The 21,358-nt window shown below is 64.3% G+C and carries 20 protein-coding genes; 3 read left to right on the top strand and 17 right to left on the bottom strand.

The genetic code is table 11. From position 1 onward, the window contains the following. Window positions 1-28 precede the first annotated feature (28 nt). From fdx to uvrB, 9 genes are all read right to left on the bottom strand, one after another. Window positions 29-367: an ISC system 2Fe-2S type ferredoxin gene (gene fdx, locus KKQ75_RS03655; RefSeq protein ID WP_213360385.1), complete on the bottom strand. Its 339-nt coding sequence runs from the start codon at window positions 365-367 to the stop codon at window positions 29-31. A gap of 18 nt (window positions 368-385) precedes the next feature. Beyond that, entirely contained in the window at window positions 386-2,257 is a 1,872-nt protein-coding gene (gene hscA, locus KKQ75_RS03650; protein WP_213360384.1) for a Fe-S protein assembly chaperone HscA, read from the bottom strand. Window positions 2,258-2,413: 156 nt separating this feature from the next. Beyond that, a complete protein-coding gene (hscB, locus tag KKQ75_RS03645) occupies window positions 2,414-2,941 on the bottom strand; it encodes a Fe-S protein assembly co-chaperone HscB (RefSeq protein ID WP_213360382.1) in 528 nt (175 codons plus the stop codon). A 6-nt stretch (window positions 2,942-2,947) separates the two neighbouring features. Then, entirely contained in the window at window positions 2,948-3,271 is a 324-nt protein-coding gene (iscA, locus tag KKQ75_RS03640) for an iron-sulfur cluster assembly protein IscA (RefSeq protein WP_213360380.1), read from the bottom strand. A 72-nt stretch (window positions 3,272-3,343) separates the two neighbouring features. Continuing rightward, window positions 3,344-3,736, bottom strand: coding sequence for a Fe-S cluster assembly scaffold IscU (gene iscU, locus KKQ75_RS03635; RefSeq protein ID WP_213360379.1), 393 nt, complete (start codon window positions 3,734-3,736; stop codon window positions 3,344-3,346). Next, window positions 3,723-4,148: a hypothetical protein gene (locus KKQ75_RS03630; protein WP_213360378.1), complete on the bottom strand. Its 426-nt coding sequence runs from the start codon at window positions 4,146-4,148 to the stop codon at window positions 3,723-3,725. Before KKQ75_RS03630 ends, iscU begins: the two co-directional genes overlap by 14 nt. Next, complete coding sequence (locus KKQ75_RS03625; protein WP_213360377.1) at window positions 4,148-5,362, bottom strand: IscS subfamily cysteine desulfurase; 1,215 nt, start codon at window positions 5,360-5,362, stop codon at window positions 4,148-4,150. Before KKQ75_RS03625 ends, KKQ75_RS03630 begins: the two co-directional genes overlap by 1 nt. Window positions 5,363-5,413: 51 nt before the next feature. Continuing rightward, window positions 5,414-5,953, bottom strand: a complete 540-nt coding sequence (locus KKQ75_RS03620; RefSeq protein WP_213360375.1) for a Fe-S cluster assembly transcription factor — start codon at window positions 5,951-5,953, stop codon at window positions 5,414-5,416. 237 nt (window positions 5,954-6,190) lie between these two features. Then, window positions 6,191-8,290: an excinuclease ABC subunit UvrB gene (gene uvrB / locus KKQ75_RS03615; RefSeq protein ID WP_250130989.1), complete on the bottom strand. Its 2,100-nt coding sequence runs from the start codon at window positions 8,288-8,290 to the stop codon at window positions 6,191-6,193. Window positions 8,291-8,602: 312 nt separating this feature from the next. Here uvrB and KKQ75_RS03610 point away from each other — a divergent pair, with 312 nt between their 5' ends. The 3 genes from KKQ75_RS03610 to KKQ75_RS03600 all read left to right on the top strand — a co-directional run bounded on the left by KKQ75_RS03610 (window position 8,603) and on the right by KKQ75_RS03600 (window position 12,796). After that, window positions 8,603-9,799, top strand: coding sequence for an amino acid aminotransferase (locus tag KKQ75_RS03610; protein ID WP_213360373.1), 1,197 nt, complete (start codon window positions 8,603-8,605; stop codon window positions 9,797-9,799). A gap of 335 nt (window positions 9,800-10,134) precedes the next feature. Next, complete coding sequence (phaZ, locus tag KKQ75_RS03605; RefSeq protein WP_213360372.1) at window positions 10,135-11,997, top strand: polyhydroxyalkanoate depolymerase; 1,863 nt, start codon at window positions 10,135-10,137, stop codon at window positions 11,995-11,997. A gap of 85 nt (window positions 11,998-12,082) precedes the next feature. Continuing rightward, entirely contained in the window at window positions 12,083-12,796 is a 714-nt protein-coding gene (locus KKQ75_RS03600) for an RnfABCDGE type electron transport complex subunit B (protein ID WP_213360371.1), read from the top strand. A 6-nt stretch (window positions 12,797-12,802) separates the two neighbouring features. Here KKQ75_RS03600 and KKQ75_RS03595 read toward each other — a convergent pair whose 3' ends face one another. From KKQ75_RS03595 to KKQ75_RS03560, 8 genes are all read right to left on the bottom strand, one after another. Then, complete coding sequence (locus tag KKQ75_RS03595; protein ID WP_213360370.1) at window positions 12,803-13,312, bottom strand: VOC family protein; 510 nt, start codon at window positions 13,310-13,312, stop codon at window positions 12,803-12,805. A 39-nt stretch (window positions 13,313-13,351) separates the two neighbouring features. Next, window positions 13,352-14,578: a cytochrome P450 gene (locus KKQ75_RS03590; RefSeq protein WP_213360369.1), complete on the bottom strand. Its 1,227-nt coding sequence runs from the start codon at window positions 14,576-14,578 to the stop codon at window positions 13,352-13,354. A 14-nt stretch (window positions 14,579-14,592) separates the two neighbouring features. Then, window positions 14,593-15,363: a dethiobiotin synthase gene (gene bioD / locus KKQ75_RS03585; protein WP_349772147.1), complete on the bottom strand. Its 771-nt coding sequence runs from the start codon at window positions 15,361-15,363 to the stop codon at window positions 14,593-14,595. An 11-nt stretch (window positions 15,364-15,374) separates the two neighbouring features. Beyond that, a complete protein-coding gene (gene bioF / locus KKQ75_RS03580; protein WP_250130987.1) occupies window positions 15,375-16,586 on the bottom strand; it encodes an 8-amino-7-oxononanoate synthase in 1,212 nt (403 codons plus the stop codon). Beyond that, window positions 16,580-16,879: a DUF167 domain-containing protein gene (locus KKQ75_RS03575; protein WP_213360366.1), complete on the bottom strand. Its 300-nt coding sequence runs from the start codon at window positions 16,877-16,879 to the stop codon at window positions 16,580-16,582. The genes bioF and KKQ75_RS03575 overlap by 7 nt, the downstream gene beginning before the upstream one ends. A gap of 66 nt (window positions 16,880-16,945) precedes the next feature. Continuing rightward, window positions 16,946-17,590 (bottom strand): bifunctional nicotinamidase/pyrazinamidase, encoded by a 645-nt coding sequence (gene pncA, locus KKQ75_RS03570; RefSeq protein WP_213360363.1) that lies wholly within the window; start codon window positions 17,588-17,590, stop codon window positions 16,946-16,948. A gap of 73 nt (window positions 17,591-17,663) precedes the next feature. Beyond that, window positions 17,664-19,724, bottom strand: a complete 2,061-nt coding sequence (locus KKQ75_RS03565) for an acetyl-CoA carboxylase biotin carboxylase subunit (protein WP_213360361.1) — start codon at window positions 19,722-19,724, stop codon at window positions 17,664-17,666. Between the two features lie 48 nt (window positions 19,725-19,772). Continuing rightward, entirely contained in the window at window positions 19,773-21,305 is a 1,533-nt protein-coding gene (locus tag KKQ75_RS03560; protein ID WP_213360358.1) for an acyl-CoA carboxylase subunit beta, read from the bottom strand. Between the last annotated feature and the right edge of the window lie 53 nt (window positions 21,306-21,358).

Here is a 21,358-nt window from a genome sequence, read left to right as displayed (position 1 = left end):
TGAAACATGCAGGGTGAGTACCCGCCGCTCAGTGGTTTTCCTTGGCGTGGTTGATCGAGTACTTGGGGATCTCGATCGTCAGGTTCTGCGTGCCCACCATGGCCTGGCAGGACAGGCGCGAGTTGGGCTCCAGGCCCCAGGCACGGTCCAGCATGTCTTCCTCGCACTCGTCCTGCTCGCTCAGGCTGTTGAAGCCCTCGCGCACGATGACGTGGCAGGTGGTGCAGGCGCAGACCATGTCGCAGGCGTGCTCCATGTTGATGTTGTTGTCCAGCAGGCCCTGGCAGATGGTGGTGCCTGTCGGGATCTGGACTTCGGTGCCCTCGGGACAGTATTCCGCGTGGGGCAGGATCTTGATGATAGGCATGGGTGCCGCTCCTGAAAATCAGATTTCTTCGATATTGTGGCCGGCCAGCGCCTGCTGGATGCCGCGGTTCATGCGCATGGCGGCAAAGGCTTCGGTGCCGGTAGCCAGCGCCTTGGTGGCTGCCTCGATGTCGGCTGGCTGGCTGCCCTTGGCCGTTTCCTGCAGGGCCACGATCAGCCATTCGATGGACTGGCGTTCGGCTTCTGTGAGCAGGTCGCCATCGGCCGCCAGGGCACTGCGCGTTGCCAGCACCATGCGGTCGGCATCGACGCGGGCCTCTGCCAGCGCACGCGCGGCCATGTCCTGTTCGGCGGTAGTGAAGCTTTCCTGCAGCATGGTGGCGATGGCGTCATCGCTCAGGCCGTAGCTCGGCTTGACCTCGATGCTGGCCTCCACGCCACTGCCCTGCTCGCGGGCGCTCACGTGCAGCAGGCCGTCGGCATCCACGGTAAAGGTCACGCGGATGCGCGCTGCACCGGCCGCCATCGGCGGAATGCCGCGCAGCGTGAAGCGCGCCAGGCTGCGGCAATCCTGCACCATGTCGCGCTCGCCCTGCACCACGTGCAGGCTCATGGCGGTCTGGCCGTCCTGATAGGTGGTGAAATCCTGCGCCATGGCCACCGGAATGGTCTGGTTGCGCGGGATGATGCGCTCCACCAGCCCGCCCATGGTCTCGATGCCCAGCGAGAGCGGAATCACGTCCAGCAGCAGCAATTCGCCGTTGGTGCTGTTGCCGGCCAGCTGGTTGGCCTGGATGGCGGCGCCCAGCGCCACCACCTCGTCGGGATTCAGGTTGGTCAGCGGCGTGGTGCCGAAGAAGCGGCCCACGGCCTGCTGGATGTGCGGCATGCGGGTGGAGCCGCCCACCATCACCACGCCCTGCACATCCGACGGCAGCAATTGCGCATCGTGCAGCGTGGTCTGCACCACCTGCATGCAGCGCTGCGTCAGGGCTGCGGTAGCGGCGTCGAAGTCCGCACGGGTAACGGTCTGCTGCAGCGTTCCGGTGGACAGCTCGGCGATGAACTCTGCGCTTTCGCTTTCCGTCAGCGCATGCTTGCAGGCTCGCGCCGCCACCATCAACGCCGCGCGGTCTTCGGCAGTGCCGACCGACACGCCGGCGCGCTCCAGCACCTGTTGCACCAGCGCGCGATCATAGTCATCACCGCCCAGCGCGGAATCGCCGCTGGTGGCAATCACCTCGAACACGCCTTGCGCCAGGCGCAGGATGGAAATATCGAAGGTACCGCCGCCCAGGTCGAACACGGCATAGACGCCTTCGCTGGCGTTGTCCAGCCCGTAGGCAATGGCCGCCGCGGTCGGTTCGTTGATCAGGCGCAGTACCTGCAGGCCGGCCAACTGGGCCGCATCCTTGGTCGCCTGGCGCTGGGCGTCATCGAAATAGGCCGGCACGGTGATCACGGCACCGTACAGGTCGTCATTGAAAGTATCTTCCGCGCGATAACGCAGCGTAGCCAGAATCTCGGCGCTCACCTCCACCGGAGATTTGTCGCCGCCGCGCGTGCGGATGCGCACCATGCCCTTGGCCGGATCCTCTGCCACAAACTCGTAGGGCAGATGCTCGCCATGGCTGGCGCGGATATCGTCCAGGCTGCGCCCCATGAAGCGCTTGACCGACACGATGGTGTTCTGCGGATCATCTGTCAGATGGCGCAAGGCCTCGGCGCCGATCTGGCGGCCACCGTTGTCCAGATAGCGCACCGCCGAAGGCAGAATCACCTTGCCATCCGCATCCGGCAGGCACTCGGCCAGGCCGTGGCGCATGGAGGCCACCAGCGAGTGCGTGGTGCCCAGGTCGATGCCGACGGCAATGCGCCGCTCGTGCGGATTGGGCGATTGCCCGGGTTCGGAGATCTGGAGGAGTGCCATAAAGAAACTGTTTCTGTGCAACGCCGGTTTGCGCTGCACGAGGGGAAAACCGGCCGCCTTCTGGAGGCAGGCCGTATTGTCCCAGACTTGGAGCCCCGCCCCACCCTGCCCATCGGCAGCCTTACCGGCGGTGCGTGAATGCCACCGACAGAACGATCAGCCCTGCTGCAATTGCTGCTGCAACTGCCGCTGACGCACTTCCTGTGCAAACTTCTGGATGAACATCATGCGGCGCACCAGCGCAGCCGCGGCGGGCATGTCCTGCTGTTCGTCGATGGCGCTCGTCACCTGCTGCAATGCATCGCGCCGTGCCTGTTCCACTTCGCCGGCCAGGCTCTGCAAGGCTCCTGCATCGTCCGCATCATCCAGCGCCTCGCGCCATTCCATCTGCTGCATCAGAAAGTCCGCCGGCATGGCCGTGTTGCTGTGCGCCTCCACGGGCACACCCGCCAGTTCGCACAGATAGGCCGCGCGCTTGAGCGGATCCTTCAGCCGCTGGTAGGCTTCGTTGATACGCACCGACCACTGCATGGCCACCCGCTGCGCCGCAGCCCCCTGCGCCACGAAGCGGTCCGGGTGCACCTGGCGCTGCAGCGTCTTCCAGCGCTGGTCCAGGTCGGCCAGATCCAGCTGTTGCCGAAGCGGCAACTGGAACAGTTCGAAATCGTTGTCCTGCAGGTTCATGCTGCGTCAGACGCGGAAGCTCTCGCCGCAACCGCAACGGTCGCGCTCGCGCGGATTGAGAAACTTGAAGCCCTCGTTCAGGCCTTCGCGCACATAGTCGAGCTCAGTGCCGTCGATGTACGACAGGCTCTTCGGATCGACCAGCACTTTCACGCCGTGCTGTTCGAAGATCACGTCTTCCGGCTCGGCCTCGTCCACATATTCGAGCTTGTAGGCCAGGCCGGAGCAACCCGTGGTCTTCACGCCGAGGCGCACTCCCAGACCCTTGCCGCGTTTGGTGAGCGAGCGGTTCACGTGGCGGGCCGCCGCTTCAGTCATTGTGATTGCCATGTCTTTGTCCATTGCAGAAGCCCACCCAAAGGGCAAGCCGCCAGTCAGATCGCGCTGTTCCCGTTCAGGAAATCAGGCAGTTGCGTCGTGCTTCTTCTTGTAGTCGTTCACGGCCGCCTTGATGGCGTCTTCCGCCAGGATGGAGCAGTGCACTTTCACCGGTGGCAGTGCCAGTTCTTCGGCAATCTGGCTGTTCTTGAGCGCCGCGGCCTCGTCCAGCGTCTTGCCCTTGACCCACTCGGTCACCAGCGAGCTGCTGGCAATGGCAGAACCACAGCCATAGGTCTTGAAACGCGCATCCTCGATCACGCCGGTGCTCGGGTTGACCTTGATCTGCAGCTTCATCACGTCGCCACAGGCCGGTGCACCCACCATGCCGGTACCGACGGACTCGTCGGACTTGTCAAAGGAGCCGACGTTGCGGGGGTTCTCGTAGTGGTCGATGACCTTGTCACTGTATGCCATTTTTTCTCTCCAGATATTTGCCCAGCGGGATGGATTCATACTTCCGCCAGACGGTGCCGCTGCGGTCATCGCCGTAGCGAAAGCTCAGCCAGATGCGGTCGCCCGCCCGGGGCAGCTTGGTGTTGTCATTGGTGCGCACATCCAGGCTCACCCACAGGGAGTCGCCGGTGCGGAACTGCTTGCTGCATTCCACGTCGTTGCGCACGGTGTTGTCGTCCTTCACCTGCTGCAGTTGCACACGCACCATACGCTCGTTGAGCGGCTGCTGCTGCACCTGCTGCACCTTGCCGGCGAGCAGGCAGGCCACCTGGGTGGAAGCCTGCGCGGGCTGCGCCATCCACGCGCCGGCCAGCAGCACCACCGCCGGGGCGGTGCGCAGCAACGCGCGTGGGGCAAGGACGAGGTGGCTCATCAGTGGGCCGCCCATTCGATGGTGCTCAGGTCGATGCCTTCCTGGTGCATCTCCCACAGCGGGCTCAGTTCGCGCAGCTTGGCGACGTTTTCCTTGATGGTATTGATCGCATAGTCCACCTCCTCTTCCGTCGTGAAACGGCCAAAGGTCATGCGCAGGCTGCTGTGCGCCAGCTCGTCGCTGCGGCCCAGGGCGCGCAGCACGTAGCTGGGTTCCAGACTGGCGCTGGTACAGGCAGAGCCGCTGGACACCGCCAGGCCCTTGATGCCCATGATGAGCGACTCGCCCTCGACGAAGTTGAAACTCATGTTCAGGTTGTGCGGCACGCGGTGCTCCATGTCGCCGTTGACGAACACCTGATCGATGCCGCTCAGACCGTCCAGCAGACGCTTCTGCAGGCGGGCGGCATGCTCGTGGTCCTTCTGCATCTCTTCGCGTGCGATGCGGAAGGCCTCGCCCATGCCCACGCACTGATGGGTGGGCAGCGTGCCGCTGCGCATGCCGCGCTCGTGGCCACCGCCGTGCATCTGCGCCTCGATGCGCACACGCGGCTTGCGGCGCACGTACAGAGCGCCAATGCCCTTGGGGCCATAGGTCTTGTGGCTGGCCAGGCTCATCAGGTCGATCGGCATGGTCTTCACGTCGATCTCCACCTTGCCGGTGGCCTGCGCCGCGTCCACATGGAACACGATGCCCTTCTCGCGGCACAGTGCGCCGATGGCCGGAATGTCCTGGATCACGCCGATCTCGTTGTTCACGAACATCACGCTGATCAGGATGGTGTCGGGACGGATGGTGGCCTTCAGCACGTCCAGATCCAGCAGGCCGTTTTCCTGCACATCCAGATAGCTCACTTCAAAGCCCTGACGCTCCAGCTCGCGCATGGTGTCCAGCACGGCCTTGTGCTCGGTCTTGACGGTGATGAGGTGCTTGCCGCGGCTCTTGTAGAAGTGTGCAGCGCCCTTGATGGCCAGGTTGTCGGATTCGGTCGCGCCGCTGGTCCAGACAATCTCGCGCGGATCGGCGCCGATCAGTTCGGCCACCTGTTCGCGCGCCTTCTCGACAGCCGCTTCGGCTTCCCAGCCCCAGGCATGGCTGCGCGAGGCCGCGTTGCCGAAATGCTCGCTGATCCAGGGAATCATGGCTTCGGCCACGCGCGGGTCCACCGGCGTGGTGGCGCCGTAATCGAGGTAAATGGGGAAATGAGGCGTCATTGTCGTACTCGTGATTGCAGAAGAGCGGGCCCGCGAAGGCCCGCATTGTATTTATTTGGAAAGCGGCACGGTGCCCAGGGCGAAAACCGAGTTGGGCGCATTCACGCGCACCGGCTTGAGCACGGGCGCGGAAGAGATGGCGCGCTTGATCATGGGCTTGTCCTCGATGCGCACGCCCTTGGCGATCTGTTCGTCCACCAGCTTCTGCAGCGAGACGGAGCGCAGGAAGTCGAGCATGCGGTCGTTCAGGCTGGTCCACAGGTCGTGCGTCATGCAGGGGCCGTTGTTCTCGCCCATGCAGTTGGCCTTGCCGCCGCAGCTGGTGGCATCGAGCTGCTCGTCCACCGACACGACAATGTCGGCCACGGTGATGTCGCCCGCCTTGCGCGCGAGCGTATAGCCGCCGCCCGGGCCACGGGTGGATTCGACCAGTTCATGACGGCGCAGCTTGCCGAACAGCTGCTCCAGATACGACAGCGAAATCTGCTGGCGCTGGCTGATGGCGGCCAGTGTCACCGGGCCGCCGCTCTGACGCAGGGCCAGATCGATCATGGCGGTAACGGCGAAGCGTCCTTTGGTGGTAAGTCGCATGGCATTCTCTCTGTTGAAGGGTGAGCGGGCAGCCTGGGGCCGGCGTGCGGCCGGGCTGAAATAGCCTCTAACCCGACTATTTAGGTCAAGTATAACCGATAACCTTGTACCTTGCTAGGGTACAAGGTGATTTTTTGCCATCCGGGCGACAAAGGACCGGTTCCGCGCTCCAAACATGGCGTCGCGTACGCCGCTCCGCGTGTGCCATCCACGCGCCTCGGAAGCGCGCATGTGCCCTCAATTGACCACGTCGTGCCCCGCCCCGCCCAGCACGCGCTCGCGCAGCGCCGCCAGCTGGTCGCGCGTACGCGCCGCCTGCTCGAACTCCAGGTTCTTCGCGTGCTCCATCATCTGCCTCTCGAGCCGCTTGATTTCCTTCGCCAGATCCTTCTCGCTCAGCTCTTCGGCATAGGCGCGCTGCATTTCCTGCTGCTGCGCCGCCTTGCTGGCCTTTTCGCTGTAGACGCCATCGATCAGGTCGCGCACCTGCTTGACCACGCTGCGCGGCGTGATGCCGTGCGCCTCGTTGAAGGCCATCTGCTTGGCACGGCGACGCTCGGTCTCGGAAATGGCGCGCTGCATGCTGTCCGTGATGCGGTCGGCATACAGGATGGCCTTGCCGTTCACGTTGCGCGCGGCGCGGCCGATGGTCTGGATCAGGCTGCGCTCGCTGCGCAGAAAGCCTTCCTTGTCCGCATCCAGAATCGCCACCAGCGACACTTCCGGAATATCCAGTCCCTCGCGCAGCAGGTTGATGCCCACCAGCACATCGAAACTGCCCAGGCGCAGGTCGCGGATGATCTCGACGCGCTCCACGGTATCCACGTCACTGTGCAGATAGCGCACCTTCACGCCGTTCTCGGTCAGATAGTCGGTCAACTGCTCGGCCATGCGCTTGGTCAGCGTGGTGATCAGCACGCGGTCGCCCTGCTCCGTGCGGTTGCGGATTTCCTGCAGCACATCGTCCACCTGGCTGGTGGCCGGGCGCACTTCCACTTCGGGATCGACCAGGCCGGTGGGACGCACCACCTGCTCCACCACCTGGCCCGCATGGGTCTTTTCGTAGTCCGCCGGCGTGGCCGAGACGAACACCACCTGCCGCATCTTGCGCTCGAATTCCTCGAACTTGAGCGGCCGGTTGTCCAGCGCACTCGGCAGGCGAAAACCATACTCCACCAGCGTGGTCTTGCGCGAACGGTCGCCGTTGTACATCGCGCCGAGCTGGCCGATCATCACGTGGCTCTCGTCCAGGAACATGACGGTATCAGCCGGCAGATAGTCGGTCAGCGTGCTCGGCGCCTCGCCCGGCAGCGTGCCCGCCAGATGGCGTGAGTAGTTTTCAATGCCCTTGCAGTGCCCCACTTCGGCCAGCATCTCCAGGTCGAAGCGCGTGCGCTGCTCCAGCCGCTGCGCCTCCACCAGTTTGCCTTCGTCGTAAAAGTACTTCAGACGATCCGCCAGCTCCAGCTTGATGCCCTCCACGGCGCTCAGCACCTGCTCGCGCGGCGTGACGTAATGGCTGCTCGGATACACCGTAAAGCGCGCCAGTTTCTGCCGCACCTTGCCGGTGAGCGGGTCGAACAGCTGCAGCGTCTCGATTTCGTCATCGAACAGCTCGATGCGCAGCGCCAGTTCGCTGTGCTCGGCAGGAAACACGTCGATGGTGTCGCCCCGCACGCGGAACTTGCCGCGCGTGAATTCCATCTCGTTGCGCTGGTACTGCATGCGCACCAGCTGCCCGATGATGTCGCGCTGGCTGTACTGGTCACCGGCGCGCAGCGTCATGATCATGCGGTGGTAGCTCTCGGGCTTGCCGATGCCGTAGATGGCCGAGACGGTCGCCACGATCACCACGTCGCGCCGCTCCAGCAGGCTCTTGGTGCAACTCAGTCGCATCTGCTCGATATGCTCGTTGATCGCGCTGTCCTTCTCGATGAACAGGTCGCGCTGCGGCACATAGGCTTCCGGCTGGTAGTAGTCGTAGTAGCTCACGAAGTATTCCACCGCGTTCTTCGGAAAGAACTCGCGGAATTCGCTGTAAAGCTGCGCCGCCAGCGTCTTGTTCGGCGCAAACACGATGGCCGGACGGCCCAGGCGGGCAATCACGTTGGCCATGGTGAAGGTCTTGCCCGAGCCGGTCACGCCCAGCAGGGTCTGGTAGGCCTCGCCATCGTGGATGCCCTCCACCAGTTCGTTGATGGCCGTGGGCTGGTCGCCTGCCGGCGGATACGGCTGGAACAGCTGGAACGGCGAATCGGGAAACTGCACGAACTCTCCCGCAGGTGCGGTAGCCTGGGCGGGATCGGCAAGGATTTCGGTGTGGGGGCTTGCGGACATGGCAATCAGGTGGGGACCAAACGTGCAATGTAAAGCATCCGGCCCGCACGGATGCCGGCAATCGCATGGAAGGCCACACAGCATCGCCCGGATCCCCGGCGCGCGCTGGCTGTCGACTGTGATCCGTGCCAGCCAGCGTTTTGCCGTGCCGCCACAGGTGCGCCCTGCTACCGCGATTAAGTTGCCCCATCCTCCACGCCGCGCTTTTCGAATGAGAGGCCACGCTCTTACAATAGAAAAGTTGTCCGCAATACTGCTGCGAGTGTGGTGTGCGGGCCTGTTTTCTCCCCAAACACCAGCCAGAGGTACCTCATGTCCCTTTTCTCCGCCGTCGAAATGGCCCCCCGCGACCCGATCCTGGGCCTGAACGAACAGTACAACGCCGACACCAACCCCAACAAGGTCAACCTGGGCGTGGGCGTGTACTTTGACGACAACGGCAAGCTGCCCCTGCTGCAGTGCGTGCAGGCTGCAGAGAAGGCCATGATGGACAAGCCCGCCGCCCGCGGCTACCTGCCGATCGACGGCCTGGCCGCCTACGACAACGCTGTCAAGGCGCTGGTGTTCGGCGCCGACAGCGCCGTGGTCAAGGACGGCCGTGTGGCCACCGTGCAGGCCCTGGGCGGCACCGGTGGCCTGAAGATCGGCGCCGACTTCCTGAAGAAGCTCAACCCCAACGCCAAGGTGCTGATCAGCGACCCGAGCTGGGAAAACCACCGCGCCCTGTTCACCAACGCCGGCTTCACGGTCGAAACCTATGCCTACTACGATGCCGACAAGCTGGGCGTGAACGTCGACGGCATGCTGGCCAGCCTGAACGCGGCCGAAGCCGGCACCATCGTGGTGCTGCACGCCTGCTGCCACAACCCCACCGGCTACGACATTACCCCCGAGCAGTGGGACAAGGTCGTTGAAGTGGTCAAGGCCAAGGGTCTGGTTGCCTTCCTCGACATGGCCTACCAGGGCTTCGGCCACGGCATCGCCGAAGACGGCGCCGTGATCGGCAAGTTCGTGGCCGCCGGCCTGAACTTCTTCGTCTCCACCTCCTTCAGCAAGAGCTTCAGCCTGTACGGCGAGCGCGTAGGCGCCCTGAGCGTGGTGTGCGAGAGCAAGGAAGAAGCCGCCCGCGTGCTGAGCCAGCTCAAGATCGTGGTGCGTACCAACTACAGCAACCCGCCCACGCATGGCGGCACCGTGGTTGCCACCGTGCTGAACAACCCCGAGCTGCGCGCCCAGTGGGAGCAGGAGCTGGGCGAGATGCGCACCCGCATCAAGGCCATGCGCCAGGCCCTGGTCGACGGCCTGAAGGCTGCCGGCGTACAGCGCGACATGTCCTTCATCACCAAGCAGATCGGCATGTTCAGCTACTCCGGCCTGACCAAGGACCAGATGGTGCGCCTGCGCAACGAGTTCGGCGTGTACGGCACCGACACCGGCCGCATGTGCGTGGCTGCGCTCAACAGCAAGAACGTCGCCTACGTCTGCGAGAGCATCGCCAAGGTGCTGTAAGGCGCTCCTGTGCCACAGCCGCAAAGCCACCGTCCGCAAGGCCGGTGGCTTTTTTTCATGGTGCTGGCATCGACAAGCTGCACTTTCGCCCGCCGCTTCGGCGGGCCAGATCCGGCTTTATATCAATTACATGAAACTCATGTGACAGAACCGCGTGATTCTTCGCATGACCGTGCCAAAAACTAGGGTTGCTGCTATGGTGCAGGGGCAAAACGCAGTTGCAAAATGTGACATTGCTGCGCCTGCATCCGTAGTGGATACAGTCTGACAGCTGGCATTTGATAATTACTGATAAAATTGCTGCACTGCAGCATTACACGCCCGAAGGTTTCTCCATGCTTTACCAGATCTACGAGACTCAACGTTCTCTGATGGAACCGTTCGCGGAACTTGCCCTGGCGGCATCCCGCATGTTCACCAATCCCGTGCTCCCGTTCAGCCACGCCCCGGGTGCCAACCGCATGGCGGCCGGCTACAACCTGCTGCACCGTCTGGCCAAGGATTACGAAAAGCCCCGCTTCGAAATCGAATCGGTGGACGTGGACGGCGCCGAAGTCACCATCCATGAGCGTGTCGAGATCAACAAGCCCTTCTGCGAACTGCGCCGCTTCAAGCGCTACGCCGACGACACCGAAACCCTGGAAAAACTGCTGCGCAACCCGGTCGTGCTGATCGTGGCGCCGCTCTCCGGCCACTACGCCACCCTGCTGCGCGACACCGTCCGCACCATGCTGAAGGACCACAAGGTCTACATCACCGACTGGAAGAACGCGCGTGACGTGCCGCTGTCCGAAGGCGGCTTCAACCTGAACGACTATGTCAACTACGTGCAGGAATTCATCCGCTATCTGCAGAAGGAAAACGGCGAGTGCCACGTTGTGAGCGTGTGCCAGCCCACCGTTCCGGTGCTGGCGGCCGTTTCGCTGATGGCTTCGCGCGGCGAGCAGACCCCTGCCACCATGACCATGATGGGCGGCCCGGTGGATGCCAGCAAGTCCCCCACCGCCGTGAACGATCTGGCCGTCAAGCGCAGCATCGAGTGGTTCGAGAACAACGTGATCTACCGCGTGCCCTCCGGCTATCCGGGCGAAGGTCGCCGCGTGTATCCCGGCTTCCTGCAGTTCGCCGGCTTCGTGGCCATGAACCCCAACCGCCACGCCACCAGCTACTACGACTACTTCAAGGATCTCGTTCGCGGCGATGGCGAAAGCACGGAAGCGCACCGCAAGTTCTACGACGAGTACAACGCCGTGCTCGACATGGATGCCGAGTATTACCTGGACACCATCGAGACCGTGTTCCAGGAGTTCAAGCTGGTCAACGGCACCTGGGACGTGAAGGGCGTGGACGGTCAGATCGAGCGCGTGCGCCCGCAGGACATCACCAGGACGGCCGTGATGGCGATCGAAGGCGAACTGGACGACATCGCCGGCCTCGGTCAGACCCAGGCATCCCTGGAAATGTGCACTGGCGTTCCGGACAGCGAAAAGCTCTATTACGAAGTCAAGGGTGCCGGCCACTACGGCATCTTCAGTGGCCGCCGCTGGCGCGAAATGGCCTACCCGGTGCTGCGCGACTTCATCCTGAGGCACCACAGCGGCATCGTCACCGCCAAGCGCCGCAGGGCCTCGCAACCCAACCTGGATGACCTGGCCAAGCGCGAGGAAATCTACGAACAGCTGCAGCTGGCCCACGAATCGGCCTACAAGCAGCCGGATGCAGCGGTTACCGAAGCAGCCGTTCCGGCCGCCGAGCCGGCTCCGCAGGCGCGCACCACCACGCGCAAGGCGGCCGCAAAACCGGCAGCCAAGCCCGCAGCCACCCGCACGCGCAAGCCGGCTGCCAAGGCCACCGTGGCCGAAACGCCTGCTGCTCCTGCAAAGACCGCTGCCCAGACAGCCTCTGCTGTGGCAGGCGAAGCGGTGGCCAAGGCCGCTGCCGCAGTCGCAGCGACCCAGGCTCCCGAAACCACCCAGGGCGCAGCCGGCAACGAGGCCGCTGCCAAACCCGGGCGCACGGCTGCCGCCACGCCGCAGGCAGACAGCAAGCCCGCTTCTGTCGAAGTGCCGCCGCAGCAGGCAGCCAGCAGCGCCCTCCTCCAGCAGGCGGACGCTGACAAGCCGGTCACCACCTGGCGCCACCCTGGTGCTGCCGAGGAACAGACCGAGCAGGCCCTGGCAGACAGCCAGCAGTCCTGATCTGCCCTGATCCCGACCGCCAAAGCCCGGTGCCGATGCACCGGGCTTTTTCCATTCCGGCCTGTCGGAAAGGCATAATTCCGCCATGCCATTGCAGCCCCCCGTTTCTCCCGACCTGTCCGTTCCGCTTTCCGGCCACGCGCTTGCCGTGCATCGCGTGCTGCCGCAAACCCAGTGCCAGCGCTGCGGTTATCCGGATTGCGCCGGCTATGCGCAGGCCGTGGCAGACGGCAGCGCCGACATCAACCAGTGCCCGCCCGGCGGTGAAGACGGCATTCGCCGCATTGCGCAAGCGCTGGACGAACCGGCGCTCGCCGAAGGCGTAGCGCTGAATCCGGAATTTGGTGCCGAGGGACCGATGACGGTTGCCGTCATCGACGAGAACTGGTGCATCGGCTGTACGCTGTGCATCAAGGCCTGCCCGACCGATGCCATCCTGGGCAGCAACAAGCGCATGCACACGGTGATCGAGCCCTTTTGCACCGGCTGCGACCTGTGCGTGCTGGCCTGCCCGGTCGACTGTATTGCGATGGAGCCCGTCCGCGGCACGCTCACGGGCTGGGATGCCTGGTCACCCGCGCTGGCGGAGCAAGCGCTGCAGCGCTATGCCTTTCACCAGTTCCAGACGGCACGGGCGGAACAGGAAAACGCCGCCCGGCTGGAAGACAAGGCGCGCCACAAGCTGGCGCACCTGGAAGAACAAAGCCAGCACACCGACCCGGCCGTGCTGGACAAGAAACGCGCCATCATCGCAGCCGCGCTGGCCAAGGCCAAGGCGCGCCGCGAAGGGCAAGGCTGACAGAAATCAGCAGCAGCCGTTGGCCAGCGCCGCAAAGGCCTTGACCACCTCTTCGGGCGCCTGCACCAGCTCGATCAGCACGCCTTCACCGCCGATGGGCAGTTCTTCATTGCCCTTGGGGTGGATGAAGGTGATGTCGAACCCGGCAGCGCCCTTGCGGATGCCGCCCGGGGCAAAACGCACGCCCTGCGCCGTCAGCCATTCCACGGCCACCGGCAGATCGTCGATCCACAGGCCGATGTGGTTGAGCGGCGTGGCGTGCACGGCCGGCTTCTTCTCGGGATCCATGGGTTGCATCAGGTCCACTTCCACCTTGAACGGGCCGCTTCCGATGGCGCAGATGTCCTCGTCCACGTTCTCGCGCTCGCTCTGGAAGGTGCCGGTCTTTTCCAGGCCGAACATGTCCACCCACAGGGTCTGCAGGCGCTCCTTGCTCGGGCCGCCGATGGCGATCTGCTGGATGCCCAGCACCTTGAACGGACGCGGGCTGCCTTTGGCGATGGGGGCTGTGGTCATGGGTTTTTCTCCTTGTTGCATGGTTTGCTGGTTCATATTTTAAGTAGTGCCCTGCACCGGCAGCGACAGAATCCCGCGATACACCGGATTGCCATTGCGTACCACCGGCCCGGCCTGTACCAGGTCGGGGCGCTTCTGCACCAGCTGGGTGAACAGGGTCTGGGCTTCCATCTGGGTCAGCGCCGCGCCGATGCAGATATGGGCCCCACTGCCGAAGGACAGCGCTCCCGGATTGGCACGACGCACGTCGAGGCTTTCGGCCTGTTCATGGCGGCGCGGATCATGATTGGCCGAGCCGATCAGCGGCAGCACCAGATCGCCGCGGCGCAGCGGCTGGCCGTGCAGCACCATGTTGCTGATCACGCGGCGGCCGGTCCACTGCACGGGGCTGTCGAAGCGCAGCAGTTCGCGCACGGCTCCTGGCACCAGCGCCGGGTCCTGGCACAGCAGCTCCCATTGGTCGCGGTGCTCCATCAGCACCAGCATGCCGTTGCCCAGCAGGTTGCGTGTGGTTTCGTAGCCGGCAAACAGCAGCATGGCGCATTGCGCCAGCAATTCCGTGTCCGACGTGATGCGGCCATCGTCACGCGCCTGCACCAGTTCGGTGACCAGATCGTCCTCGGGCTTGCGGCGCCGGCGCGGCAACAGGTCCTGTTCGAAATAGGCGGCCATTTCCAGCAGGCTTTTCTGCGCCACGCGCGCCTGCTCGGCAGTGGGCTTGACGGCCCCGATAAAGGCCGCCAGATCGTCTGCCCAGCGCATGAAATCGCTTTCGAGCGCAAGATCCACGCCCATGATGCGCGCGATCACACGCACCGGCAGCGGGCGCGCAATGCGCTCCATGAAATCAAAGGTTTCCGCTGCCGGCAGCGCATCGACCAGCTCGGCCGCAAACTGCGCAATCTCGGGCTGCAGGGCCTGCAAGCGCTGCGGGCGGAATGCCGGCATCAGCACCTGGCGCAGGCGCGGGTGCTCGGGCTGGTCGAGGAACAGCAGCGCCCGCGCAAACAGGCGCTGGAACGGACCCAGCGCGGCCCGGTCACCTTCGGCCACATCCATCACCCAGCCACCGGTGCGCTGGGCCGACAGGCGCGGGTCGCGCAGGGCGGCCTCCACATCGGCATGGCGCGTCAGCAGCCAGGCGCCGCCAAAAAAGGCGTCGCTCCACACAATCGGTGCCGCCTCGCGCCAGAGCGCATAGGTGGCATAGGGGTTCACATCAAAGTCCGGCAGCAGTTCTGCAGGTTGTTCAAGTACGGCACTCATGGCAAGGGTATTGTCTACCGGTTCAGGGTTTTCACGGAGTTTGCTTCCGGAGAAACCTGTGGTTCCTGATCGAGCGCAAACACGCGGCACAGCTGCCGGGTATCCAGATTGTCGGCCACTGCATCGGCCGTTAAGGGTGTCAGGTACGGCACCACCCCCAGGCAGGGGGCGTCGAAGCGACGCTCCATCTGCTGCGTCAGGGTCTGCAGGTTTTCCTCGAAGAACGGCATGGACGGCTGCACGCTGTTGGCCACCCAGCCCGCCAGCGTGAGTCCGCGGGCGCACACTGCTTCGGCCGTGAGCAACGCATGGTTGATGCAACCCAGGCGCATGCCCACCACCAGCACCACGGGCAGGCCCAGATCGGTCATCAGGTCGGCACTGTCCCAGTCGTCACCGAGTGGCACGCACAGGCCTCCGGCGCCCTCCACCACCACGCGGTCGGCCAGCGGGGCCAGCGCATGGGTACCCGCATGCAGCGCAGTGCGATCAATCTGGCGACCTTCGCGCTCCGCCGCAATATGCGGCGCACAGGCAAGCCGGAACTGCGCTCCGCAAATCTGGTCAGCCTCCAGAGCTACTGATGCTGCTGCCTGCAGTTCGCGCACATCCTCGTTCGACCAGCGGCCATCTGCATCCTGCTCCATGCCCGCCGCCACCGGCTTGTAGCCGGCGGACCGCACGCCCTGGCGCGCCAGCCAGCGCAGCAGCCCGGCAGTGATGCGCGTCTTGCCAACCTCGGTATCGGTCCCGGTGACAAAACAGCCGCGCAGGACGGGTTTCACCGTCACATCCATCACAACTTTTCTCGCGATTCTTCGAGCAGGCCGTTCAGCACGCCAAGCAGACGATCCAGCTGTTCGCCGGTATGGGCAGCGCTGAGCGTGAAACGCAGCCGCGCCGTCCCCGCAGGCACCGTGGGCGGACGGATGGCCGGCACCCAGATGCCCGCGCGCTCCAGCGCCGCAGACAGACGCAAGGCCTCGGCATTGCTGCCCACCACCAGCGGCTGGATCGCCGTGGACGACTCCGGCAGGCTCCAGTGCGGATGCGCCGGCAGCAAGGCAGCCAGCCCTGCACGCAGGCGCCCGATCAGCGCCTGCAGGTGCGCCCGTCGCGCCATGCCCTCCTCCGACTCGACCAGCACCATCGACGCCAGCAGCGCCTGCGCCAGCGAGGGCGGCATGCCGGTGGTGTAGATGTAAGGCCGCGCACGCTGCACCAGCCAGTCGATGATGGTTTCATGCGCCACCACCACGGCACCGCCCACGCCCATGGCCTTGCCCAGCGTACCCATCCAGATCAGGCGTTCGCTGTGCAGGCCGAAATGTTCCAGGCTGCCATGTCCGTGCGCTCCCAGCACGCCCAGTGCATGGGCATCGTCGATCACCAGCCACGCATCGTAGGCCTCGGCCAGACGCAGCAGCGCCGGCAGGTCCGCGATATCGCCATCCATGCTGAACACTGCATCGGTCACGATCAGCTTCACCGGCGTGCTGCAGCGCTGCAGCAGGCGCTCCAGCTGCTGCACATCGCCATGGGGATAGCGCCGCACCTCGGCCTTGGCCAGACGGCAGCCGTCGATCAGCGAGGCATGGTTCAGCTTGTCGGCAAGAATGGTGGTGTTGCCGTCGCCCAGCGCCGTCATCAACGCCATATTGGCCATGAAGCCACTGCCAAACAGCAGCCCCTGTGCCTGCGGAATATGGGCTTGCTGCCACCGCGCAAAGGCGTTTTCCAGGTCCTCGTGCACCTGCATGTGTCCGCTCACCAGATGCGAGGCTCCGCTGCCGGCACCCCAGCGCTGCGCGCCTTCCGCCAGGGCCTGAATCAGCACTGGATGCTGTGCCAGGCCCATGTAGTCGTTGCTGCAGAAGGACAGCAATTCGTCCTGTTGTCCCGCCAGCCGCTGCTCCGGTCCGCAGGGCATCTGCACGACGCGACGCCGTCGCTGCAGGCCTTCGCCCGCCAGCCGGTCCAGCTCCTCACGCAAGTGCGCAATCAACACGTTGTTTCTCCACGCAATCGGGCCAGCAAGGCCTGGCCCTTGTTCAAGGCTGCCGCATCGGCAAATGCCACCGCCAGCACCTTCTGCCGTCCTGCCGCGCCGTGCAGCAATTCCACCTGCTTGCGCACCACGCCGAAAGTCTCGGCCGCCCAGGCGATCAGCGCCTCGTTGGCCTTGCCATCCACCGGTGGCGCGCCCAGGCGGACGCGCAGCGCGTCGCCATACAGGCCGGCGGCCTCTGTGCGCTTGGCCCCTGGCGTGGCGTGGATGGCAATCTTGAGAATGTGGGACATGCAGGAGGATTCAGTCAACAGGAGGCGGTTGCAGCCACAGCAGCGGCCGCATTCCGTGCAGCAAGTTCAGCCAGTCAGGTCCGCAGAGAGGATGCGCTGCACCCCTGCTGCCTCCATGTCGGCCCTGGCCCTGGCCAGCGAGCCGTCCAGATCGATGGCACGGCAGGCATCCTCGATCACGGTCGCTGCAAAACCGGCCTTGCGCGCATCCAGTGCGCTCCAGGCCACGCAGTAATCCGTTGCCAGCCCGCACAGGTACACATGGCGGATGCCGCGCGCCTGCAGATAGGCGGCCAGGCCGGTCGTCGTCGTGCCGTCCGCCTCGACAAAGGCAGAGTAGCTGTCCACCTCGCGATGAAAACCCTTGCGGAGGACGAGCTGCGCCTGCGTCACGCGCAGGCCGGCATGCAGTTCGGCATCGGGTGTGCCCTGAACGCAATGCGTGGGCCACAGCACCTGCGTGCCGTAGGGCAAGGCAATCGTCTCGAACGGAGCGCGCCCCGGATGGTTGGCAGCAAAGGACACATGGTCCGCCGGATGCCAGTCCTGCGTGAGCACGGCATTGGCAAACAGCGGCGCCACACGGTTGATCACCGGCACCACGGCATCGCCGTCGGCCACTGGCAGCCCGCCACCCGGCATGAAGCCGTTCTGGGCATCCACCACCAGCAGGCAGCAGCTTTCATCGATGCGGGATTGCGAACTGGGCATGGCCACCTCCCCCTCGGGCACGCTACAAAAACAAAAGGCCGGCGCTCGCGCGCCGGCCACCACGGGCTACAGCTTACTCGAATTCAACGATCGGCTGGTCCACCCACAGGCTTTCGCCTTCCTTGGCCATGATGGCCTTCACCACGCCGTCGGCAGTGGCGAACAGGATGTTTTCCATCTTCATGGCTTCGATCACGGCCACGCGCTCGCCCGCCTGCACCTTCTGGCCGGGCTGCACAGCCACGTTCACCAGCAGGCCCGGCATGGGCGACAGCACGTACTTGCTCATGTCTGGCGGTGCCTTGTAGGGCATCAGCTTGTGCAGTTCGGCCGTGCGCGGGTGCATCACCACGGCATCGATCTGGGAACCGTTGTGCGTCACGCGGGTAGCCAGCGGATTCTTGTGGTTGCCGCGCTCCATCTGCAGCACGAAGGGCTCGCCGTTGACCATGCCGGTGATGCGGGAATCGCCCAGCATGTACTCGGCCAGCACCTCGTACACGCGCTCGCCTTCGGGCGTATGCACAGTCACGGTGCTGGGCTTGCCCAGTTCCACTTCGCCCAGATCCACAGCGGTGTAGGTGTTGTTGCCGTCCTTGTCCAGCGTGCAGACCACGAACTCGCGGCTGGGCAGGCGCTTGTAGCCTTCCCAGAACTTGCCCTGCAGGCCCTGTGCACGGTTGCGGTACCACATGTGCAGGCGCGCAGCCATGGCCACCATGAAGTACGGATCGGAGTGCGGCACGTCTTCGGAACGGAAGCCGTCGGCGTAGTTCTCGGCGATGAAGCCGGTATTGAAATCGCCGCTCACGAACTTGGGATGTGCCAGCAGCGCGGCCTGGAACGGGATGTTGCTCTGCACGCCCTTGATCACGAAGCCGTTCAGGGCTTCACGCATGCGCGCGATGGCGTCGTTGCGGTCCTTGCCGTGCACGATCAGCTTGGCGATCATGGAATCGTAGTACATGGAGATTTCGCCGCCATCGACCACGCCGGTGTCCACGCGCACGCCATAGTCGGTCGTGGCTTCGCCCTGGAACAGGTTCTGCTCCGGCGGCACAAAGCGCACCAGACGGCCAGTCGAGGGCAGGAAGTTGCGGAAGGGATCCTCGGCGTTGATACGGCACTCGATGGCCCAGCCTTCCTTCTTGACATCAGCCTGGGTCACGGTCAGCTTTTCGCCGGCCGCCACGCGGATCATCTGCTCGACCAGGTCGAGGCCGGTGATCAGTTCGGTGACGGGGTGCTCCACCTGCAGGCGGGTGTTCATTTCCAGGAAGTAGAAATCCTGGTTCTTGCCGACCACGAATTCCACCGTACCGGCAGACTGGTACTTCACGGCCTTGGCCAGTGCCACAGCCTGCTCGCCCATGGCCTTGCGCGTTTCGTCGCTGATGAAGGGGGACGGAGCCTCCTCGATCACCTTCTGGTGGCGGCGCTGGATCGAGCACTCGCGCTCGTTCAGGTAGATCACGTTGCCGAAGCTGTCGCCCAGCACCTGGATCTCGATGTGGCGCGGCTGCTCGACGAACTTCTCGATGAAGACGCGGTCGTCGCCGAAGCTGTTGCGGGCCTCGTTACGGCAGGAAGCGAAACCTTCGTGTGCTTCCTTGTCGTTGAAGGCCACGCGCAGGCCCTTGCCGCCGCCGCCGGCGGAGGCCTTGATCATCACCGGGTAGCCGATGCCCTTGGCAATCTCGACGGCCTGCTCGGGCGTGTCGATCGGGTCGTTGTAACCGGGGATGGTGTTGACCTTGGCTTCGTTGGCCAGCTTCTTGGAAGCGATCTTGTCGCCCATGGCGGCAATGGCCTCAAACTTGGGACCGATGAAGGCAATGCCCTCTTCCTCGCAGCGGCGGGCAAAGGCCTCGTTCTCGCTCAGGAAGCCATAGCCGGGGTGGATACCCTGGGCGCCGGTGGCCTTGGCAGCCTCGATGATCTTGTCAGCCAGCAGATAGGACTCGCGGGAAGGCGGCGGGCCCAGGCGCACGGCCTCGTCGGCCATCTGCACGAAGCGCGCGTCCTTGTCGGCGTCGGAATACACCGCCACGGTGGCGATGCCCATTTTCTTGGCAGTGGCGATCACGCGGCATGCAATCTCGCCGCGGTTCGCAATCAGGATTTTGGTAAACATGAAGTGCTCTTCCAATAATGAATTCGAAACGGTTCGCGGTGGGACGGATTACAGCGGAATGTTGCCGTGCTTGCGCCACGGGTTTTCCAGCTTCTTGTCCTTGAGCATTGCCAGGCTGCGGCAGATGCGCTTGCGCGTTTCGTGCGGCTGGATCACGTCGTCGATGAAGCCACGGGCACCGGCCACGAACGGGTTGGCAAAACGGGCCTTGTACTCGGCTTCGCGCGCGGCCAGCTTCTCGGGATCGTTCTTGTCTTCGCGGAAGATGATTTCCACCGCACCCTTGGCGCCCATCACGGCGATCTCGGCGTTCGGCCAGGCCAGGTTGACGTCGCCGCGCAGGTGCTTGGAAGACATCACGTCATAGGCGCCGCCGTAGGCCTTGCGGGTAATGACGGTGATCTTCGGCACCGTGCACTCGGCGTAGGCGTACAGCAGCTTGGCGCCGTGCTTGATGATGCCGCCGTATTCCTGGCTGGTGCCGGGCATGAAGCCGGGCACGTCCACGAAGGTGAGGACCGGAATGTTGAACGCATCGCAGAAACGCACGAAACGCGCGCCCTTGATGGAGCTCTTGATGTCCAGGCAGCCGGCCAGCACCAGCGGCTGGTTGGCCACGATACCGACCACGTTGCCGTCCATGCGGGCAAAGCCGATCACGATGTTGGCTGCATAGTCAGGCTGCAGCTCGAAGAATTCGCCATCGTCCACGGTCTTGGTGATGAGCTCCTTCATGTCGTAGGGCTTGTTCGCGTTGTCGGGAACCAGGGTGTCCAGGCTCTTGTCGGCGCGATCGACCGGATCCAGCGTCGGGCGGTAGGGAGCCTTTTCGCGGTTGTTGGACGGAATGTAGTTGTACAGGCGGCGCAGCATCAGCAGCGCTTCCACGTCGTTCTCGAAGGCCAGGTCGGCCACGCCGCTCTTGCTGGTGTGCGTCACGGCACCGCCCAGCTCCTCGGCCGTCACGGACTCGTGCGTCACGGTCTTGACCACTTCGGGGCCGGTCACGAACATGTAGGAGCTGTCCTTGACCATGAAGATGAAGTCGGTCATGGCAGGGGAATACACCGCACCACCGGCACAGGGGCCCATGATCATGGAGATCTGCGGCACCACGCCGGAGGCCATCACGTTGCGCTGGAACACCTCGGCATAGCCGGCCAGGGAGGCCACGCCTTCCTGGATGCGGGCGCCGCCGGAGTCGTTCAGGCCGATCACCGGCGCACCGACCTTCATGGCCTGGTCCATCAGCTTGCAGATCTTCTCTGCATGGGCTTCGGACAGGGCGCCACCGAACACGGTGAAATCCTGGCTGAACACGAACACCAGGCGGCCATTGATGGTGCCGTAGCCGGTCACCACGCCGTCGCCGGGGATGTGGTTCTCGTCCATGCCGAAGTCGGCACAGCGGTGCTCCACGAACATGTCCCATTCCTCGAAGCTGCCACTGTCGAGCAGCACCTCGATGCGCTCACGTGCGGTCAGCTTGCCCTTCTTGTGCTGGGCGTCGATACGCTTCTGGCCGCCGCCCAGGCGGGCCGCAGCACGCTTCTGTTCGAGTTGTTCAAGGATTTCTTTCATCACAAGTCCTTCTGAAAGGTTGCATTAACTAAATCAAACTGGTTGGCGCCCGC

Source organism: Brachymonas denitrificans, from assembly GCF_907163135.1.
Taxonomy (GTDB): Bacteria; Pseudomonadota; Gammaproteobacteria; order Burkholderiales; family Burkholderiaceae_C; genus Brachymonas; species Brachymonas denitrificans_A.
Note: the sequence above shows the minus strand (reverse complement) of the source record. Positions and strands in the feature narration are given on the sequence as shown.

What these genes read in the sequence shown, in the direction of transcription:
- fdx (WP_213360385.1), bottom strand. Translation starts at nt 367, where the DNA reads ATGCCTATCATCAAGATCCTGCCCCACGCGGAATACTGTCCCGAGGGC.
- hscA (WP_213360384.1), bottom strand. Translation starts at nt 2,257, where the DNA reads ATGGCACTCCTCCAGATCTCCGAACCCGGGCAATCGCCCAATCCGCAC.
- hscB (WP_213360382.1), bottom strand. Translation starts at nt 2,941, where the DNA reads ATGAACCTGCAGGACAACGATTTCGAACTGTTCCAGTTGCCGCTTCGG.
- iscA (WP_213360380.1), bottom strand. Translation starts at nt 3,271, where the DNA reads ATGGCAATCACAATGACTGAAGCGGCGGCCCGCCACGTGAACCGCTCG.
- iscU (WP_213360379.1), bottom strand. Translation starts at nt 3,736, where the DNA reads ATGGCATACAGTGACAAGGTCATCGACCACTACGAGAACCCCCGCAAC.
- KKQ75_RS03630 (WP_213360378.1), bottom strand. Translation starts at nt 4,148, where the DNA reads ATGAGCCACCTCGTCCTTGCCCCACGCGCGTTGCTGCGCACCGCCCCG.
- KKQ75_RS03625 (WP_213360377.1), bottom strand. Translation starts at nt 5,362, where the DNA reads ATGACGCCTCATTTCCCCATTTACCTCGATTACGGCGCCACCACGCCG.
- KKQ75_RS03620 (WP_213360375.1), bottom strand. Translation starts at nt 5,953, where the DNA reads ATGCGACTTACCACCAAAGGACGCTTCGCCGTTACCGCCATGATCGAT.
- uvrB (WP_250130989.1), bottom strand. Translation starts at nt 8,290, where the DNA reads ATGTCCGCAAGCCCCCACACCGAAATCCTTGCCGATCCCGCCCAGGCT.
- KKQ75_RS03610 (WP_213360373.1), top strand. Translation starts at nt 8,603, where the DNA reads ATGTCCCTTTTCTCCGCCGTCGAAATGGCCCCCCGCGACCCGATCCTG.
- phaZ (WP_213360372.1), top strand. Translation starts at nt 10,135, where the DNA reads ATGCTTTACCAGATCTACGAGACTCAACGTTCTCTGATGGAACCGTTC.
- KKQ75_RS03600 (WP_213360371.1), top strand. Translation starts at nt 12,083, where the DNA reads ATGCCATTGCAGCCCCCCGTTTCTCCCGACCTGTCCGTTCCGCTTTCC.
- KKQ75_RS03595 (WP_213360370.1), bottom strand. Translation starts at nt 13,312, where the DNA reads ATGACCACAGCCCCCATCGCCAAAGGCAGCCCGCGTCCGTTCAAGGTG.
- KKQ75_RS03590 (WP_213360369.1), bottom strand. Translation starts at nt 14,578, where the DNA reads ATGAGTGCCGTACTTGAACAACCTGCAGAACTGCTGCCGGACTTTGAT.
- KKQ75_RS03575 (WP_213360366.1), bottom strand. Translation starts at nt 16,879, where the DNA reads ATGTCCCACATTCTCAAGATTGCCATCCACGCCACGCCAGGGGCCAAG.
- pncA (WP_213360363.1), bottom strand. Translation starts at nt 17,590, where the DNA reads ATGCCCAGTTCGCAATCCCGCATCGATGAAAGCTGCTGCCTGCTGGTG.
- KKQ75_RS03565 (WP_213360361.1), bottom strand. Translation starts at nt 19,724, where the DNA reads ATGTTTACCAAAATCCTGATTGCGAACCGCGGCGAGATTGCATGCCGC.
- KKQ75_RS03560 (WP_213360358.1), bottom strand. Translation starts at nt 21,305, where the DNA reads ATGAAAGAAATCCTTGAACAACTCGAACAGAAGCGTGCTGCGGCCCGC.